The 15,950-nt window shown below is 51.5% G+C and carries 15 protein-coding genes and 1 pseudogene; 5 read left to right on the forward strand and 11 right to left on the reverse strand.

The genetic code is table 11. The features are described from left to right. Positions 1–323: 323 nt before the first annotated feature. The 3 genes from P0Y67_RS06360 to P0Y67_RS06370 form a co-directional block, all read right to left on the reverse strand. A complete protein-coding gene (locus P0Y67_RS06360; RefSeq protein ID WP_342391189.1) occupies positions 324–572 on the reverse strand; it encodes a hypothetical protein in 249 nt (82 codons plus the stop codon). Between the two features lie 81 nt (positions 573–653). Then, complete coding sequence (locus tag P0Y67_RS06365; protein WP_342391190.1) at positions 654–1,103, reverse strand: acyl-CoA thioesterase; 450 nt, start codon at positions 1,101–1,103, stop codon at positions 654–656. 304 nt (positions 1,104–1,407) lie between these two features. Further along, positions 1,408–1,935 (reverse strand): CbrC family protein, encoded by a 528-nt coding sequence (locus P0Y67_RS06370; RefSeq protein WP_120512311.1) that lies wholly within the window; start codon positions 1,933–1,935, stop codon positions 1,408–1,410. A gap of 448 nt (positions 1,936–2,383) precedes the next feature. Between P0Y67_RS06370 and P0Y67_RS06375 the strand changes: the two are divergent. Further along, positions 2,384–3,448 (forward strand): annotated as a pseudogene (locus P0Y67_RS06375) (bZIP transcription factor). Positions 3,449–3,604: 156 nt separating this feature from the next. Here P0Y67_RS06375 and P0Y67_RS06380 read toward each other — a convergent pair. Then, the gene (locus tag P0Y67_RS06380; RefSeq protein WP_342391191.1) at positions 3,605–5,056 is read right to left on the reverse strand and encodes a hypothetical protein; all 1,452 of its coding nucleotides are present in this window, start codon (positions 5,054–5,056) and stop codon (positions 3,605–3,607) included. Between the two features lie 174 nt (positions 5,057–5,230). Beyond that, positions 5,231–6,310 (reverse strand): 4-hydroxyphenylpyruvate dioxygenase, encoded by a 1,080-nt coding sequence (hppD, locus tag P0Y67_RS06385; RefSeq protein WP_342391192.1) that lies wholly within the window; start codon positions 6,308–6,310, stop codon positions 5,231–5,233. 433 nt (positions 6,311–6,743) lie between these two features. Between hppD and P0Y67_RS06390 the strand changes: the two genes are divergently transcribed. Next, positions 6,744–7,706, forward strand: coding sequence for a CHAD domain-containing protein (locus P0Y67_RS06390; RefSeq protein ID WP_342391193.1), 963 nt, complete (start codon positions 6,744–6,746; stop codon positions 7,704–7,706). Positions 7,707–7,852: 146 nt separating this feature from the next. Further along, entirely contained in the window at positions 7,853–8,191 is a 339-nt protein-coding gene (locus P0Y67_RS06395) for a hypothetical protein (protein ID WP_342391194.1), read from the forward strand. A gap of 159 nt (positions 8,192–8,350) precedes the next feature. On the opposite strand, the gene P0Y67_RS06400 is transcribed toward P0Y67_RS06395, so the two are convergent. Next, entirely contained in the window at positions 8,351–8,839 is a 489-nt protein-coding gene (locus P0Y67_RS06400) for a glutathione peroxidase (protein WP_342391195.1), read from the reverse strand. A 137-nt stretch (positions 8,840–8,976) separates the two neighbouring features. Here P0Y67_RS06400 and P0Y67_RS06405 point away from each other — a divergent pair, with 137 nt between their 5' ends. Beyond that, positions 8,977–9,564, forward strand: coding sequence for a hypothetical protein (locus tag P0Y67_RS06405; protein ID WP_342391196.1), 588 nt, complete (start codon positions 8,977–8,979; stop codon positions 9,562–9,564). 386 nt (positions 9,565–9,950) lie between these two features. Here the strand turns inward: P0Y67_RS06405 and P0Y67_RS06410 are convergent, their stop codons facing one another. From P0Y67_RS06410 to P0Y67_RS06425, 4 genes are all read right to left on the reverse strand, one after another. After that, a complete protein-coding gene (locus P0Y67_RS06410) occupies positions 9,951–10,970 on the reverse strand; it encodes an adenosine deaminase (RefSeq protein ID WP_342391197.1) in 1,020 nt (339 codons plus the stop codon). 137 nt (positions 10,971–11,107) lie between these two features. Continuing rightward, positions 11,108–11,641, reverse strand: a complete 534-nt coding sequence (gene mog, locus P0Y67_RS06415; RefSeq protein ID WP_120512318.1) for a molybdopterin adenylyltransferase — start codon at positions 11,639–11,641, stop codon at positions 11,108–11,110. Positions 11,642–11,829: 188 nt separating this feature from the next. Continuing rightward, positions 11,830–12,525: a pirin family protein gene (locus P0Y67_RS06420; RefSeq protein WP_237795235.1), complete on the reverse strand. Its 696-nt coding sequence runs from the start codon at positions 12,523–12,525 to the stop codon at positions 11,830–11,832. A 54-nt stretch (positions 12,526–12,579) separates the two neighbouring features. Next, a complete protein-coding gene (locus P0Y67_RS06425; RefSeq protein ID WP_342391198.1) occupies positions 12,580–13,026 on the reverse strand; it encodes a DoxX family protein in 447 nt (148 codons plus the stop codon). Positions 13,027–13,312: 286 nt separating this feature from the next. Here P0Y67_RS06425 and P0Y67_RS06430 point away from each other — a divergent pair, with 286 nt between their 5' ends. Continuing rightward, positions 13,313–14,536, forward strand: a complete 1,224-nt coding sequence (locus P0Y67_RS06430) for an MDR family MFS transporter (protein ID WP_237795230.1) — start codon at positions 13,313–13,315, stop codon at positions 14,534–14,536. Positions 14,537–14,569: 33 nt separating this feature from the next. On the opposite strand, the gene P0Y67_RS06435 is transcribed toward P0Y67_RS06430, so the two are convergent. Beyond that, complete coding sequence (locus tag P0Y67_RS06435; protein ID WP_342391199.1) at positions 14,570–15,934, reverse strand: NAD-dependent succinate-semialdehyde dehydrogenase; 1,365 nt, start codon at positions 15,932–15,934, stop codon at positions 14,570–14,572. Between the last annotated feature and the right edge of the window lie 16 nt (positions 15,935–15,950).

Genomic DNA, 15,950 nt, shown 5'->3' on the forward strand with positions numbered 1-15,950 from the left:
TTTCCGCTATCCCGTTTTTATATGATTGGGAAAACCCATCGAAACGTTTCGATGAATTCTAATCAAGTTTGATTTCTTTGCAGCAAGCGAAAAGATGAACTGTGATTGTGATCGTCAGAACTATCAGTAAGACACACTCAAAAAGTGATCTACGTCGCGGTCAGATGGGGAATTAAAGGTGAGTGAAACAGCCAAAAGCATAGACATCTGCTGTCTCTGCTTTTCAGGACAATTTATCTCATACGGTCTCAGCGAGGCACTGAGATGGCGGTGCGGGTACTCTCTCGCAGAACAATTTTATATTGCTGCGGCTGAAGCGCTTTTCAACCGATCGCTGTCGCGGGATCGAGCAGGTAATACACAGTGGCGGATGCGGAGCCCAGCTCAGGCTCAAGATAGTTCTGCACACTTTCAATCGAATCCGCCTCCCAGATACAGCGACAGCAATGATCGTCTTTATCCAATAGTGCAGTTTGTAAACGCATGCCCGCTGGGGGCTGCCCCAGTGCCGGGCCGGCCTTTTGCGAGAACGTGTCCAGATCCGTGATCTTGTGCTCTGTGGCAATAAACATGAAAGACTCCTTATTCGTGCTACTTCTGATTATAGAAGCTGAATAAGGCGTCTTTCGTTTCATTCGAAGTCGTTGGTCAGATCAGGCGCTTGCCGGTAATTCCTTGCGCGCTTCGATGGCTTCAATGGTGTCGCGGAGCTTAGGAGAGATTTTGGCTTTGCTGTTGTTTTTGAAATCAAACATCACAACCTGAGCTGTACCACGGGTCGTAATCGCGCCCATTTTCTTACTGAAAATTTCGTACTCCATGGTAAAACGATCTTCTTCAATTTTGGTGACGCGGGAGCCGACCAGCAAAGTATCAGGATATGTGACAGGCAGGCGATAGCGGGCGCTGGTGTCACTCAGTACCGGGCCGACACCGGTGTCTTTGATATCGTCCATCAGCGCGGCTTCTTTGAAGTAATCCAGACGGGCGGTTTCAAAGTAACGAAAATAAACCACATTGTTGACGTGATTCAGGGCGTCCATCTCCCCCCAGGCGACCGGAATTTCAGTGACCACAGGGTACTGTTGAAGAATTGCGTCCATGTTGGCTCCTCAGAGGCAAAATACGTTATGTTAGAGCATTTAATCTAACCGTTTTGCAACATTACCACAACATCGAACCACAGAAATGAGAAGTAGACAATAGTGCTTCACTGGCCTCATCAGTTGCCGCGACTGCCATATTCCCTCCCCTTGGCAAGGGGAGGGTTAGGGTGGGGTTCGTGAAGTGTGCGCAGGTTTGGATTTTGTGCCCAGTAATCCCCGCCTAGCCTCCCCTATACAAAGGAAAGCAAGAAAGTTATGCGGGGCTGTTCAGAACGCCGTGTTCATTAAACCACTACAGACCTCAGAGAAAATCCATGCCGTAGAGAATGTCACCACAATGCCGGCACCTGAACTTATACACCGCCGGGTTACCGCCTTTTTCATAGGTATCCAGGATGTCCTGCCATAAATTCGCTTTGAGCATGTGGCGGCTCAAAAAAGCCTGCAGTGCCTGTCCGCTTAACGCTTTGAGTTCATCATGCTCGGCAAAGCCATGGAATTCGCAGGCATCGCCACAATGATCGAGCCAAACTTCCTGACGCCAGGACTGATAACCAGGGGTGCGCTGACAAACCTCAGCAATCACTTCCCGCTTCAGGCCTGCGCCGTCCAGCGGAAAATCATCAGAATACGAGGCTTTGAATTCTCTGGCTGCCGAGCCATCAGCGATGCACCAGGGGCACAGCCATTCGACATCGCGCTGGGAATAAATACTGCCGCTGTACAGATAACCACGCGCCTCGCCACAGCAATCGCACACTTTCATGCTTTTCACTACAGCACCAGTCGCCAGCGGATCGGGGTGATAGGTGAATTTCGGAAGAGTCACTATTTGTATTCCTTTGTCTTAACCGATGGCTTTGTAGCCATTCTTGTCATACACACCAAAGTGAAGAGCCACTCTGGCATCAATCTTATGCGGCAAGATCAGGTTAAGATTTAGCGACAAATTGAGCTTCAGGCCCTGCGAAGCGCCATTTCCGAAGCACGATCACTTTTTAAACCACGCAGCTTTTAAACCACGCAGCAATGAAGCCCTGAGCACTGAGATGAACAAGCTTTCACCAGTTATGACAACGCTGTGCAAATTTCCGGCTCAAGACACGCGCAACGCCCTTTTTCATGCCGCGAGCCCCGGATTTTCCGGTATCCTACCCCGCTAATTAATCACTCTATTTTTGGGCTGCAAGCCCTGCCGGCATTAAAACACTATTATGGTTTCAGACAACGCTCTACCCGGGACAGGCACTGTTCGCTTTCCGAAAGGCCGGTTCGCCATGTGGACGGTATACAGCTTTACCAGTGCTTCCATTCTGGCTTCCATCATTTTTTCACTGCTGCTGTTTTTGTCTATCGACGACAATCCGGTGATGCAGATCCTCTTTGGCGGCCTGGCGGTTATTTTCGAACTGGGTAAATTCTTCGCCTGGTATGAATTTGGTGAACGCCGCGCCAGACGCAGCTACTCAGGGGCCGCCTGCGCGTTGGCTTTTTATTCTGTGCTGGCGGCGATTTCCATCGGCGGTTCGGTCGGCGGCATTCAAAGTGCCACCAATCAGGCTCAGAGCCATGTCACTGTGCAGCAGAGCAAAATCAACGCTTATAACATGCAGATTGACGCCATTGAAAAGCAGATCGATCTGAACAATGAGGCGGCGCAGAAGTACATCAGAATGGAGCGTATCGCCACGGGTGTCACTCGTATTCAGCGTGAGAACAGCAAGCTGCGCGAGCAGCAGCAAGCGCTGGCAATGGAACGGGACAACCTGCCTGTGGTCAGCCAGGGCTCAGTGCTGGGTTTGATTGATGGCCTGGCCAAAACCCTCAAAGTCAGCAACGAAGCAGCGCAACTTGGGCTGGTGATCTTTCTGTCTGTCCTGCTGGATTTCTTTGCCGCTTTCTTTGTCGGATTGATCGGTGAAGAACTGCGTTTTCGTCAGCAATTTAACCAGCGCCACGCCATTTATGTCTCAGACACGACTGTCAGGCAATCTGCCGCAGGTTCCAACCCGCCAAGACCTGAACACAACTAAGAACGCGACAATGCAGGCACAGCCAGTATGGCAACCCTGGCCATTGAAGCGGCCCGTGAATCCCAGTCTGCAAGCGCTGAAGAGAAGGCAGCTCAGTCACCTTATGATCGCGTGGTAGATGCCCTGGCCTCTGATTCCGTCAGCTGCTCAAAGCGGGCCATTATTCGGGCGCTGAAACTCTCAGCGGATGACGTCGATGAGGTGTTCCACCGCATGATGGGTGAAGGCCTGGTCAGTAAGAAACCGAACCACCATTTCCAGTGGCACGGGCTACAGGCTCAGACGGACACTGACGGTCAGCAGGCCTAGTGTCTCAATTGGCAGTCGGACCAACCGCTAGCCAGAGATTCTGTCACCCAAAGTATCAGATAACATAGCGGGCGCCCAGGCGCCCGCTTTCTGTTTCGCCAGCACAGATCAGCCACTCTGCACACATCAGATACTCAGACTTCCAGCTGCGCTCAGCTAAGGCTGCTTAAACAGGGTTTCCAGCAGGAAAGGTTCATCAAAATGACGCTTGCCGATAAACGCGGTCGCATGGTGGCCTAGCTGACGCTGGGTGCCCGGCGATTTAACCCCGAGTGGCCAGAGATAAAACCGCTCTGTGCGCACACTGGCCGGTAACATGGCCTGCGGATTGAACAGGCTTTTATTCTGGCTTGGGGCGGCAGGCAGGCTACGCAACTGATCGTAAGGCAGTAGGGTCAATGAACGTGTGCGGACATCATGCCGTAACCATTGCACGTCTTTCACCATATGCTCGCCAGAGGACAAGGTCACCCCCAGCGTGTCTGTCTGATGCCCGGCATAGACTTGCAGGGTGACAGGCCATTCCGCTTTGTGGTCCGGCGGAGCAAAAGTGAGTGCCGGTGACAGGGCAAACACCATGTGATAACAGCCGCAATGGTGAATACTGTCCAGAATGTAAGGCTGCCCGTCAGCATCCAGCGTGAGCCGGATCAATACGCCATCAAACTGACCCGCATACGGGTCAAACCCTGAGCGCGCAGTACGGTTGGCAAACCACAACGTATAGTTCAGTTGCATCAGAGTCTGTCCATAAAAGCGGGTATAGCTGACATGGGTATACAGGGTCGGTTGCTGGGAAACGACCCCAGGCTGACTGGCGGTGACATACTTCACCTGACCGGGAAAATCATCCCGCGAGCTGGTTTCGACCTGAAAAACCGGCGCGTAAAAGCTAAGCAGACTCTGCTGCTGCCCTGCGCTTAGCTGCGGCCATGACAGCGCCGACCTCTCCCTTGCCTGACGAAACCATTCCTGCATCTGCAAACGGTTAAGGGCTGGTCTGTCATCAGGCGCGTACCGGATCGCATAACCCTCGACAGGTTGGATAAAGTGGCTGATCAAACGCCGCTTTTCTTTGTCCATCGAGGGTCTGGCAAAATGTTGTGTGACCGGGTACAGCCCCAGTACCCGTTGCCAGGTGGCGTAGCCGGATGGCAACTGAGGCGGCTCAGTGATGAGCGCTGACCACAGAGCGGGCTGATACAGACTGCGGCTGACCAGCTGCTCTGCACACAGATCGAGCGGCTTTAGCGCAGAAGCGGTGTTAGCTGGCAGGTTCTGATATTCCGCCTGTCGCTGTACGGCGGCCTGATGTGCCACATAGTCCAGCCATTGGCGTTTGCTTTCGCGATCAGTCAGCTCAAATAGCCAGGACAGGCTGAAACGGTCAAAAGCCAGGTGCGGAAATCTCGGGTCCCATGCCAGCTGCGCATCCTGGACGCCCTGTTGCTGAGCCGTACGCTTAAAGTGAGTGAGCAGATCAACACAATCGGCTTGTGAGCGTGTGTAGATTTGCTGCTGGGCCGGAATGGAATCTGGTATCGGCTCAGGCAGCGATGTACAGGCTGTCACCAACAGGAAAGACAACAGAGCCAGCAAACGCATCATATCCCCTTCTCCTGATGATCCCGGTGACGATAAATAACTGAACCCGACTCCTGTAAGTGAAGCAGATAAATGCCAAGTCTGATGCCCGAACCCGTTTTCAGACAAACGAAAAAAGCCCGCACCTGGCCGTGCGGGCTTGTTCATATCCTTGTTTATCTCAATCAACGAATAACGTTAAGCGTTATCCTCCACTTGAATCACACCGCGGCGGATCTGATCCAGTTCAATCGATTCAAACAGCGCCTGGAAGTTACCTTCACCAAAGCCTTCATTGCCTTTACGCTGAATAATTTCGAAGAACACAGGGCCAATCACGGTATCAGTAAAGATTTGCAGCAGAATGCCGGTTTCATCCCCATCGATCAGGATTTTCAGATCTTTCAGTTTCGCCACATCTTCCTGATGACCCGGAATCCGCTTGTTCACCCCTTCATAATAAGTATCTGGGGTGTCCATGAAGGCCAGACCGTTCTTCTTCAGCCGTGACACCGTCTCGAAAATATTATCCGTGCTCAAAGCGATATGCTGGATACCTTCGCCATTGTATTGATCCAGATACTCTGCAATCTGTGATTTATCGTCGCTGGATTCATTGATTGGAATGCGGATTTTGCCGCATGGCGCTGTCATGGCGCGAGACAGCAGGCCTGTTACTTTACCTTTGATGTCAAAGTGGCGGATTTCGCGGAAATTGGCAATGCGCTCATAAAAACCAGCCCACAGATCCATATTCCCTTGCTTCACGTTGTGAGTCAGGTGATCCAGGGTATGTAAACCGGCATCCTGGTTAGCCAGGCGCTCCTGATAATCCGGGTAATAGTCGAAGTCGATCTCATAGATATCGTGCTCACCATAGCGATCAACCAGATAGATCAAAGATTCACCGATACCGTACACAGCCGGAATGTTCAGCTCCATCGGGCCGGCCTGAGCAGGACAGGCTGTCGCCCCGTTTTCCACCGCGTGTTCCAGAGCCAGCGTCGAGTCTTTCACCCGAAATGCCATCGCGTTAACGCTCGCGCCGTGGACACCGGCAAAACCGGCAGCCTGCGAATGCTGTTCACCGTTAATGATAAAGTTAATGTCACCCTGGCGGTATAACCAGACTGATTTATGTTTATGCTTGGCAACTTCAGCGAAGCCCATCAGCCGGAACAGGTTTTTGAGATTGGCAATACCCTCTGGCGTCGGTGCGGTATACTCAACAAACTCGAAGCCGTCCGTGCCCATAGGATTTTTCATCATTTCACTCATCCGTATATCCTCACATATTGGTTACTTAGCTGACGCCTGTTCAGCGATTCCTTACCTATAGAATTAGCACCACAGAGAGGGGTTGAGAAGCCAGTTGTAAAACTAAGGTTAACGCGATGTAAAAATAGTTTGTAAAGCCTGCTTGCCAGCCATTTGCGCTCAATGAGCCCCCCATCCATTACAGGCAATGAGAACAGCGTAAGAACCTGAGACACCATGAAATCAAGCCATTTCATAAAATTGAAAAATAGTGTAGAAAGCTTTACATAGGCGTATGCGCTGGAGTACTGCTCTGAAGTAATTGCGTAGCAGCTGCGCAAGAGAAGCAGCCAACCCTTCGCGGCAAATCACACCCGCGAGACTGTGTTGCCGGCTCTGTCGAGATTCGAAAGATAAACAGCCCCTGACTATGGTTATGGAGGAGGTCATTGTAATGAGCGTAAATAAAAGGGATAAACTGCGTTTACCGCAGCGGAAAAAAGCGTCAGTTGCCCTGAAAAAAGACAGCGCAATTTACTTGCCAACCTATCATTTTCTGAAAAGCGAATTTCAGCATGCCCGCCGCCACGAGGCAGGGCTGATCCGCGACGACGACACAGAATTCCTGCACCAGTACCGCGTGTCACTCCGGCGCTGTCGTGCCTTGCTCAGCCTGCTCAGTGCCATTTTCCTGCCGCAGCAAAAACAGATGATTCAGAACGCCCTGAAAACCTTGATGCAGAAAACCAATGAACTGCGGGATCTGGATGTGTATTTAGGCAACATGGAACCTTATTTCGATGCGCTGGATCATGAGTATCACCAGGGGCTGATCCTGTTCTTTAACGACTTGCAGGACAGGCGGATAGTGTTGCAAAAGCAAATCAAAGACTGGCTGAAATCTGCAGACTACCAGCAACAATGCACCCAGATAGTCGGTTTACTGGATGAACTGAACGTGAAACCGACAGATGCAGGAAAAAAGCCCTGCCTGCCGTTTGCAAAAAAATGTATCTGGAAGCACTTCAATAAAACACAGAATGTCTGTCAGTCCATCGGTTACGCCAACCCTGACGAACACATTCACGAGCTCAGAATTTCCTGCAAAAAGCTCCGCTATCTTCTGGAGTATTTTGCCCCGATTTTTCCGCGCAAAGTCATGAAAGACCACATCAAGCAGTTAAAAGCGCTGCAGGATTCACTTGGTTACTTTAATGACAGTGCGGTACAGATTGATTTTCTCAATCAGTATCTTGAGCAGCAAAAGCCGGGCTCAAAACGCCATAATGCGATCTCGCGTTTACTGACATTCAGCCAAAAGCAGCATGCCGATCATAAAATCAGCGTGATCGATCATGTCAATCAATATGCCTTTGCTGCTCCTCAGAAATCTTTTGAGAAGATCTATAAGCCCTGAGCAGGGCACTGGACGGGAGATTTTTGCGGCATCATGCACATTTCACAAAAGCTTCATTAAACAGCAATACAAGCTGAGAGACCAATCACGCTTTATTTTCAGCACTTTGCTATTAATGAATGAAACATAAATGAAAGGAAGTGCGTATGAAAACAATCAGAACAATAACACTGACTCTCTCCTCCCTGTTTGCACTGTCTTTACCACCCCAGGTTGCAGCGGCCGATGCGCAACAAGCCTTCATGAACGACTGCCTTCGTACTTATCAGAATGAGTCCCTGTGTCTGGGTTATGCTCTGGGTGTTTTTAACACCATTTCAGCCATTCAATGCAGCCAGCCAGAGCAGCACCCTATTCATTCCTTGACTCAGTCTGGCACCATGCAGACGGAAGGTGCAAAGCGCGTTCGCCTGTCGATTGAAGCCATGCAACCGGCACTGAGCAAAATCAGCGACTGCCGGGCCAATGCGCCTGCTTCAAGCTGACCAGATAACCTTTAGCTGGTCAAAGAGCCTGTAGCAAATCAGAAAACCCTTAGCTAATCAGAGCCTTGAGCGAATCAAATAATCATGCCGGCCAGCCTGCTACTGGCCGGAATCAGTTGTTCACAACAGACTGAAGCGATCTTAGTCTCAGCCTCTGTCTCAGATATCCGCTTTGATGGCAGCTTTAATATCCGCTTCCAGCGCCTCTGGCTTGGTCAACGGCGCGTAACGTTTAATCGGCTGGCCATCCCGGCCAATCAGGAACTTGGTAAAGTTCCATTTGATGTTTTTTCCCAGCAGTCCGGGTAGAGCGCCGGTCAGATAGGCAAACAGCGGATGGCTGGTCGCTCCTTTGACATCCACCTTTTCAAACATAGGAAAATCAACACCATAGTTGATTTCGCAAAACTCACTGATGGTTTCGCTATTCCCCGGCTCCTGCTGACCAAACTGGTTGCAGGGAAAACCGAGGATCACCAGGCCCTGCTCACGGTATGTCTCATAGAGCGACTGCAGGCCCTGATATTGCGGCGTAAAGCCACATTTACTGGCGGTATTCACCACCAATACGACTTTCCCTTTGTAAGTGCTCAATGGCAGTACCTCGCCTTGCAGGCTGGTGACTGAAAAATCATAAAATGCCGCCATAACTCTGTTCCTTACCTGTCATGTATTATGTCTTCGTGTGGCCAGTTTATCAGGCACAGCTGTTCAACTGGGAATTGTTCTTCAAAACCGTATACTGGCCCCCACCACATCTGAAACGTAACTGCCGGGGAGCCGCCGTGTCTTCATTTAGCCAGCAACTGACCACTATGGGCCTCAGAAGTTTAGACTTTAACCAGGCTGAAACCGCAAGCTTAGACGCCCTGCTCGGCCAGCTCGATACAGAATTTGCCTCACTGCAGCAGCAACGGCCAAACAGTAAAGGCGACGATCTTTTACTGGGGCTGATGACCAAAACGCATTTATCTGCGCTTGAGCAATGTCAGACTACAGAAAGCCAAAGTCATGCAATGCGCGATCTGTTCGTGCAGCAACTTGGCCAGGAACATGCGGCACGGTTCGACAACCAGCATCATGGCCATTTTCTGCTGGTCACACGCCTGTGGATGCTGGTACTCGGTTATCAGCAGATCGATCTCAGTTATGCCGCCGATCACGCGCAGTCCAGCGCTAGCCTGCTGTTTCCGGATGACGCTACAGGGCCAAGCCACAGCCGCGCTGAGCAAACCCGGCGCCGCTTAATGCAAGCGTATTATCAAGGCAAAGCATCAGCCCGCCACACTGCGAGAAACGCAGAGCAGAATAAGCCCTCCGTCAGTTTCGTAAACTCACTCAGAGACTGGTTCCAGCGTATATTTGATCGGTGAAACTAAAAACATACAGCAGATCCCGACAATCCGATGTTTACGCCGAGATAAAAAAGTGAAAAAACAGCAAATAAATCATGTTAAATCATACAGCTAACTGGCTGACTGCATTTTTCATGTCTTTGCGAATAAAAAAGTTATCCACCTAATGTTTTGACAGGGTTGATGTTTAACATTTGGCTATACATTTTTTACAAAAGTGATCGTTGCGCGTTTTTTAATCACCCCTATAATACCGCCTACGCTTTAACCAAGTATGTTGTTCCTTTAAAACTCCTGCAGCAAAGATGCCCGGAACGGAAAACCGCCAGGGTCTTTAACGCAGTTTGAGTTGATTTATTTCCCCCGCCTGTCATGCCTTTGACAGGCGTTTTTTTTTATCTGTTTTACAGTATCGGATGGAGCTGAACAGACAGATAATGCTCCAGGCGCTCCTGCAACTGCGCTTTTTCTTCATCCGGCAAAAAGCTTGCCCTGATAGCGTTGGCGGTAAATAAAGCCATTTCTTCTTTTGTTACCTCAAACGCCGCGGCTACAGCCAGAAAATTGTCCGTCATGTAACCCCCAAAATAAGCCGGATCATCGGAATTGATCGTCACGCACACGCCTTTGCGCAGCAGCTCAATGATGTTGTGATCCGCCATGTGATCAAACACCCTGAGTTTAACGTTCGATAAAGGACAAACAGTCAAAGGCATCTGATTGCGGATCAGTTCATCCACCAGCGCCGGATCCTGGCTGCACTGCACGCCATGATCAATCCGGGACACCCTGAGCAGCGATATAGCATCACGAATATGACTGGCCGGCCCTTCTTCACCGGCGTGGGCGACAGTCAAAAACCCGGCCTCATGCGCTTTTTCAAACACACGGCGGAATTTTTCCGGCGGATGACCGTTCTCAGAAGAATCCAGCCCAACGCCAATAATGTATTCCTGATACGACATCGCCTGGGCCAGAATTTCAAACGCCGCATCCTCACTGAGATGACGCAGAAAGCACATAATGAGCCGGCTTGAAATCGATAATTGCTGCTCCCCGTCTGCCAGTGCCCGTGTAATACCGGCCATCACGGTCTGGAATGTCACACCGCGCTCAGTGTGGGTTTGCGGATCAAAAAAGAGTTCAGTGTGCATGACATGATCTTTTTTACAATGCAGCAGATACGCCCAGGTGAGATCGTAAAAGTCCTGCTCAGTCTGCAGGACAGCTGCACCGAGATAATACATATCCAGAAAAGACTGAAGATCATCAAACTGATAAGCGGCCCGGGCTTCTTCAACACTGGCATAGGGCAAAGGGATCTGGTTGCGTTGCGCCAGTTCAAACATCAGTTCTGGTTCTAATGTCCCTTCAATATGGACATGCAGTTCAACTTTCGGCAGGGTTCGGATGAAGCTTTCCATAGCACTGACCTCTTAACGCTCTACACAGGTAACTTGGGGATAGTGTTTAAAGTGTAGATTGCAAAATCAGTAAGATGGAGAAGAGGGGAGATTTTCCCTGCCGGTGTGACGCGGTGACCAACAGGGAAAGCAGCACTTTATTTCTGTTTTGGACGGAACACCTTGATCACGCTTTCATCGCTTTCCAGATAAGGCCCTTCCATCAGATCAATACAATATGGGATGGCCGGGAATACCGCGTCCAGACATTCACGGATAGACTTAGGCTTGCCGGGCAGATTTACGATCAGTGTATCATCGCGCAGTCCTGCGGTCTGACGCGACAAAATAGCGGTTGGCACAAACTTGAGTGACTCGGCACGCATCAGCTCACCAAAACCAGGCATCATGCGATCACACACAGCTTCTGTCGCTTCCGGGGTGACATCCCGTTTTGCCGGGCCTGTTCCGCCGGTTGTGACTATCAGGCAGCACTCTTCTTCATCAGCCATGCGAATTAAGGTGGACTCAATGACATCACGCTCATCAGGAATCACTTCGTAGACAGGTTCCCACGGCGAGGTCAGATACGCTTTTAGCGTATCAATGATCGCCTGCCCGGAAAGGTCTTCATACACACCCGCACTCGCCCTGTCACTGACGGTGACAATCCCAATCTTCGCTGTTGTCATTTTTTCTCCTCAGGCCATTGCCTTGTCATTGCGAACTGCCACACCACGTGGCAAACAGGGGCCGCTTATCTGTTTGCAATCACAACCTGCCTGTCATAACAGCTGTCTGACATTACGGCTGTATTTAATCACATATAGATAAGCGGCCCCTGTGCTAGTGTAAGCAATCTTGGCCGTTCGGAAAACCTTTAGGGTAAGTCAAACACCAGAGCTGTGACCGAAACATCGCCCTGATTGGATACAATCAGCTCAGGCCGATGATCTACCTTCAGTCCGTCCCCCGGCGACAAGATCTCCCCTTCTACCGTCAGCTGGCCTTTGATCTGATGCAGATAAAACCTGCGTCCGGCCTGCTGTGTCAGGGTCAGGGATTCACCAACCGCTAATATCAGCTGGCTGAGCCGGGCATCCTGCTTAATTGACAAAGTGCCGTTCTCACCGTCCGGTGTGATCACTGGGGTCAAGCCTTCACGCTGACCAAAGTCTTTCTGCTGATAGCCCGGCTCACCACCCAGCTGATCCGGCTGAATCCAGATTTGCAGAAATTTCAGTGTGTCTTGCTGCGACGCATTGAACTCGCTGTGATATATCCCTTTACCGGCCGACATCAGCTGAAATTCACCGGCGGGCAAACGCTTGATGTTACCTGCGCTGTCTTTATGGGCAATTTCGCCTTCCAGCACATAGCTGATAATTTCCATGTCTTGATGACCATGGGTATCAAACCCGGCACCGGCGCGGACGGTATCATCATTGATCACCCGCAGCGCCGAATAACCCATATGCTCGGGATCGTAATAATGACCGAACGAGAAGGTGTGACGACTGTCAAGCCATCCGAACGAAGCTCTGCCACGATCTGCAGCACGTCTGATTTCCAGCATAATGTCACCTCTTAAATGATGTCGATAAAGGAATATGTCAGGGTAAACGCGCCCTTAGCGAACCTGTTTTGCCAGCAGTGAGTCAGCCGACAATTTGCCAGCCCCGGAGAAAACCAGTGATACCGCGATTGCCAGCAGCGACAGACCAAACTCGTAGCCGCCGTTAGACATAAACAGACCATTCGGTAAGTGAACGCTCACAATAGCCACAATCATAGTGATTGCCAGCACCAAGGCTGCCGGACGTGTCAGTAAACCGATCAGGATAAACAGGCCGCCGAAGAACTCACCGCTACCGGCCAGAAACGCCATCAGCATGCCAGGCTCCAGACCAATCGATGCCATCCATTGCCCAGTGCCTTCCAGGCCATTACCACCAAAAGCACCAAAGAGTTTTTGTGCACCATGGGCCATGAAAATGATACCGGCAGGCACACGCAGCGCCAGAGGGGCAAAACTGTCTGAAGACGTTAACAGGCGTTTAATAAAAGAAGTATTCATAAGGGTTTCCTCAAAAAAGTTGAACAAAAATAGGCATTCAAAGTTGTTATCGTTAAAAGTGACAGAAGCTGTACTGACTGCTCAAGCACGGGTCTCAGCCCTGTCTTCCTCGATTGAGAGCAAGTGTAGTGGCAGTCACAGCCAAACAACACTGGTTGAAATTGAGTAACTAATTCGAATAAATCGAACAATAGAATAATTTGCTGCCTGAACAGAAAAATTACAGACAAAAATCAGGGGCTATGACACTATGAACCACTTGATAGTTCAAAGGAAAATCAAAGACATGGAGTTGTCTCACGTACGCCGTTTTTCGGCACCTATCTGGGCCGTGTTAATCGGTACTCTGCTGACCCGCGCCTCTTTTTTTATGGTCTGGCCCTATATGGCCGTGATGCTGCACCGGAAATTTGGTCTGTCTGAAATTGAAATCGGCACCATAATGAGTCTGGCGGCACTCGGCGGCGCTGTGGTCGCCCTGTATGTGGGCTACCTGTCTGATAAGCTCGGCCGGAAAAATTTACTGATCATCAGCTGTCTGGCCCATGTTGCGACGTTTGTCATTCTGGCCGAGGCAGATCAAAGCTGGTTATATGCTGCCGGGGCGCTGATGGCGGGCATCAGCCGAGCTATGCTGGAACCGCCGGCACGGGCAATGATTTCGGACTTATTGCCTGAGATCCCTGTCAGGGAAATGGCACACCAGGTGCGTTATTACTGCATCAATCTGGGTGCGGCTTTCGGGCCGTTAGTGGGCTTACAGCTTGGCTTTACCGGTGAGCAATCCTCTTTTTATCTGGTGGCGCTGGCTTACCTGATCTACAGCGTGTGTTTTATTCTGGCGTTCTGGCAGATCCGCAACACCCCGCAGCCACCCAAAAACGAACAGAATTTCAGCCAGACCCTGAAAGTATTAGCGCGTGACAAGGCATTCATGGTGCTGATTCTGGCCAACACTCTGGTGATGTACGCTTACCTGCATCAGGAAACCTCGCTGGTACAGTATCTCAATGGTCTGGGCGATAAAGTCATCGCACTTTACACCAGCATGATTTTTGTCAATGCCAGTGTGATTGTGCTGCTGCAATTTCCGTTGCTGAAACTGCTCAGTGGCTGGTCGCTGTATCGCCGTGTGTATCTGGGCGTTGCTCTGTTTGCCAGCGCCTTTGTGCTGTATGCCAGTTTCCCGCTTGATGCCCCTGAGTGGTACTGGCTGCTGGCCACCTTTGTGCTGAGCCTGGGCGAGGTGATTCTGTTCCCGACTTTCAATCTGCTGATTGACAGAGCGGCACCGGATCATCTGCGCGGCGCGTATTTCGGGGCAGGGAATCTGGCATCTATCGGCGTGAGTTTATCGCCATTAGCTGGCGGTATTATCTTGTCGCTATACGGCGGCCCGGCGCTGTTCCTGTCCACCGCCTGTGTGCTGGTTGTGGCGGGCTATTTATACCGCTGCTCAGCCCGCTTGCAACAGCAAAACAGCGAACCGGTACCAGCCACTCAACCCTAGTGACTGGTACCGGCAGCGCGCTTTCGATACCCGTTACTTCACCCAAACCTGCTTGGCATTCACAAACTCGTGAATGCCTTGCGGTCCCAGCTCCCGCCCGTAGCCCGAGCGTTTAATGCCGCCGCTCGGCAGGCGGGGATCTGTTTTCACAATACCGTTCACGGCAACCTGACCCGCCTGCAAGTCGCGGATAAAACGCTGCGCGTGTACCGGATTGCCCGTCCAGACACCAGCCCCCAGCCCGTAGGCCGTGTCGTTTGCCAGACGCAGCGCATGTTCCGCATCGTCCGCTTTGACCAGCACCATCACAGGGCCAAAGGTTTCTTCACGAAACGCGCACATCTCTGGTGTCACGTCCGCCAGCAAAGTCACCGGGTAAAAATACCCTAACCCAGCCTCTGGTTGCCCGCCCATCAGGCACCGTGCGCCAGCGTCTATCGTTGCCTGCACCTGACGATGCAGGTTCTGGCGCAGATCATCACGGGCCAGCGGCCCGACATCTGTGTCCGGCGAAGCGGGATCGCCGACTCTCAGCAGCGTCAGCCGTCTTTCCACCAGCTGGGTAAAGATGTCATACACAGGCGCTTCAACAATAATCCGTTTGGCGGCAATGCAGGACTGACCGGCGTTGATAATGCGTGACAGTGTCGCGACATCAGCGGCCGTTTCCAGATCAGCATCAGCCAGCACCACCAGGGGATCGGAACCGCCCAGCTCCAGCACTGCCGGTTTGATCTCACTGGCTGCGGTCGCGGCAACCTTCGCGCCAGCCCGATCAGAACCGGTAAACGAAACCGCCGCAATGTCGGGATGGCGGATCGCCTGCTCGGCGAGTTCATTGCCAACCGGCAGGTTGACCATAATATTGGCGGGCGCCCCTGCCAGCGCAAACATTTCTGCGATCGCGCGGGCGCAGCCTGGTACATGCGGATCGTGCTTCATCACGCAGGTGTTGCCGGCCATCAGCGCCGGTGCCAGAAACCGGAACGCCAGCCACAACGGCGCATTCCAGGGCAAAATGCCCAGCACTGTGCCTAAGGGCTGATAGCAGACATAACTGTGGCTGGCATCAGAGGGCAGACTTTGATCCGCCAGATAAGCTTCAGCATGCTCGGCATAATGCTCGGCACACCAGGCCGCTTTTTCCACTTCGGGACCGGCTTCCTTCACCGGCTTACCCATTTCCAGTGTCATCAGTTCGCCTAAACGGGTTTTATGCTCCCGCAACTGTTCTGCGACGCGACGCAATACCTCGCCGCGCGCGGCAAAGGTTAAGCGCTGCCAGTCAGCTTGCGCGGCTCTCGCCGCTTTAATCTGGCTGGCCAGCGCATCGGCATTCAGCGTCGGGTATTCTTCAATCAGGGTGCCATTGGCCGGATTGATCGCTTTTAAAGACATATCTCCCCCTTAATAG

This window comes from Photobacterium sp. SP02, assembly GCF_038519165.1.
GTDB lineage: Bacteria > Pseudomonadota > Gammaproteobacteria > Enterobacterales > Vibrionaceae > Photobacterium > Photobacterium halotolerans.

What these genes read in the sequence shown, in the direction of transcription:
- P0Y67_RS06360 (WP_342391189.1), bottom strand. Translation starts at nt 572, where the DNA reads ATGTTTATTGCCACAGAGCACAAGATCACGGATCTGGACACGTTCTCG.
- P0Y67_RS06365 (WP_342391190.1), bottom strand. Translation starts at nt 1,103, where the DNA reads ATGGACGCAATTCTTCAACAGTACCCTGTGGTCACTGAAATTCCGGTC.
- P0Y67_RS06380 (WP_342391191.1), bottom strand. Translation starts at nt 5,056, where the DNA reads ATGATGCGTTTGCTGGCTCTGTTGTCTTTCCTGTTGGTGACAGCCTGT.
- hppD (WP_342391192.1), bottom strand. Translation starts at nt 6,310, where the DNA reads ATGAGTGAAATGATGAAAAATCCTATGGGCACGGACGGCTTCGAGTTT.
- P0Y67_RS06390 (WP_342391193.1), top strand. Translation starts at nt 6,744, where the DNA reads ATGAGCGTAAATAAAAGGGATAAACTGCGTTTACCGCAGCGGAAAAAA.
- P0Y67_RS06395 (WP_342391194.1), top strand. Translation starts at nt 7,853, where the DNA reads ATGAAAACAATCAGAACAATAACACTGACTCTCTCCTCCCTGTTTGCA.
- P0Y67_RS06400 (WP_342391195.1), bottom strand. Translation starts at nt 8,839, where the DNA reads ATGGCGGCATTTTATGATTTTTCAGTCACCAGCCTGCAAGGCGAGGTA.
- P0Y67_RS06410 (WP_342391197.1), bottom strand. Translation starts at nt 10,970, where the DNA reads ATGGAAAGCTTCATCCGAACCCTGCCGAAAGTTGAACTGCATGTCCAT.
- mog (WP_120512318.1), bottom strand. Translation starts at nt 11,641, where the DNA reads ATGACAACAGCGAAGATTGGGATTGTCACCGTCAGTGACAGGGCGAGT.
- P0Y67_RS06420 (WP_237795235.1), bottom strand. Translation starts at nt 12,525, where the DNA reads ATGCTGGAAATCAGACGTGCTGCAGATCGTGGCAGAGCTTCGTTCGGA.
- P0Y67_RS06425 (WP_342391198.1), bottom strand. Translation starts at nt 13,026, where the DNA reads ATGAATACTTCTTTTATTAAACGCCTGTTAACGTCTTCAGACAGTTTT.
- P0Y67_RS06430 (WP_237795230.1), top strand. Translation starts at nt 13,313, where the DNA reads ATGGAGTTGTCTCACGTACGCCGTTTTTCGGCACCTATCTGGGCCGTG.
- P0Y67_RS06435 (WP_342391199.1), bottom strand. Translation starts at nt 15,934, where the DNA reads ATGTCTTTAAAAGCGATCAATCCGGCCAATGGCACCCTGATTGAAGAA.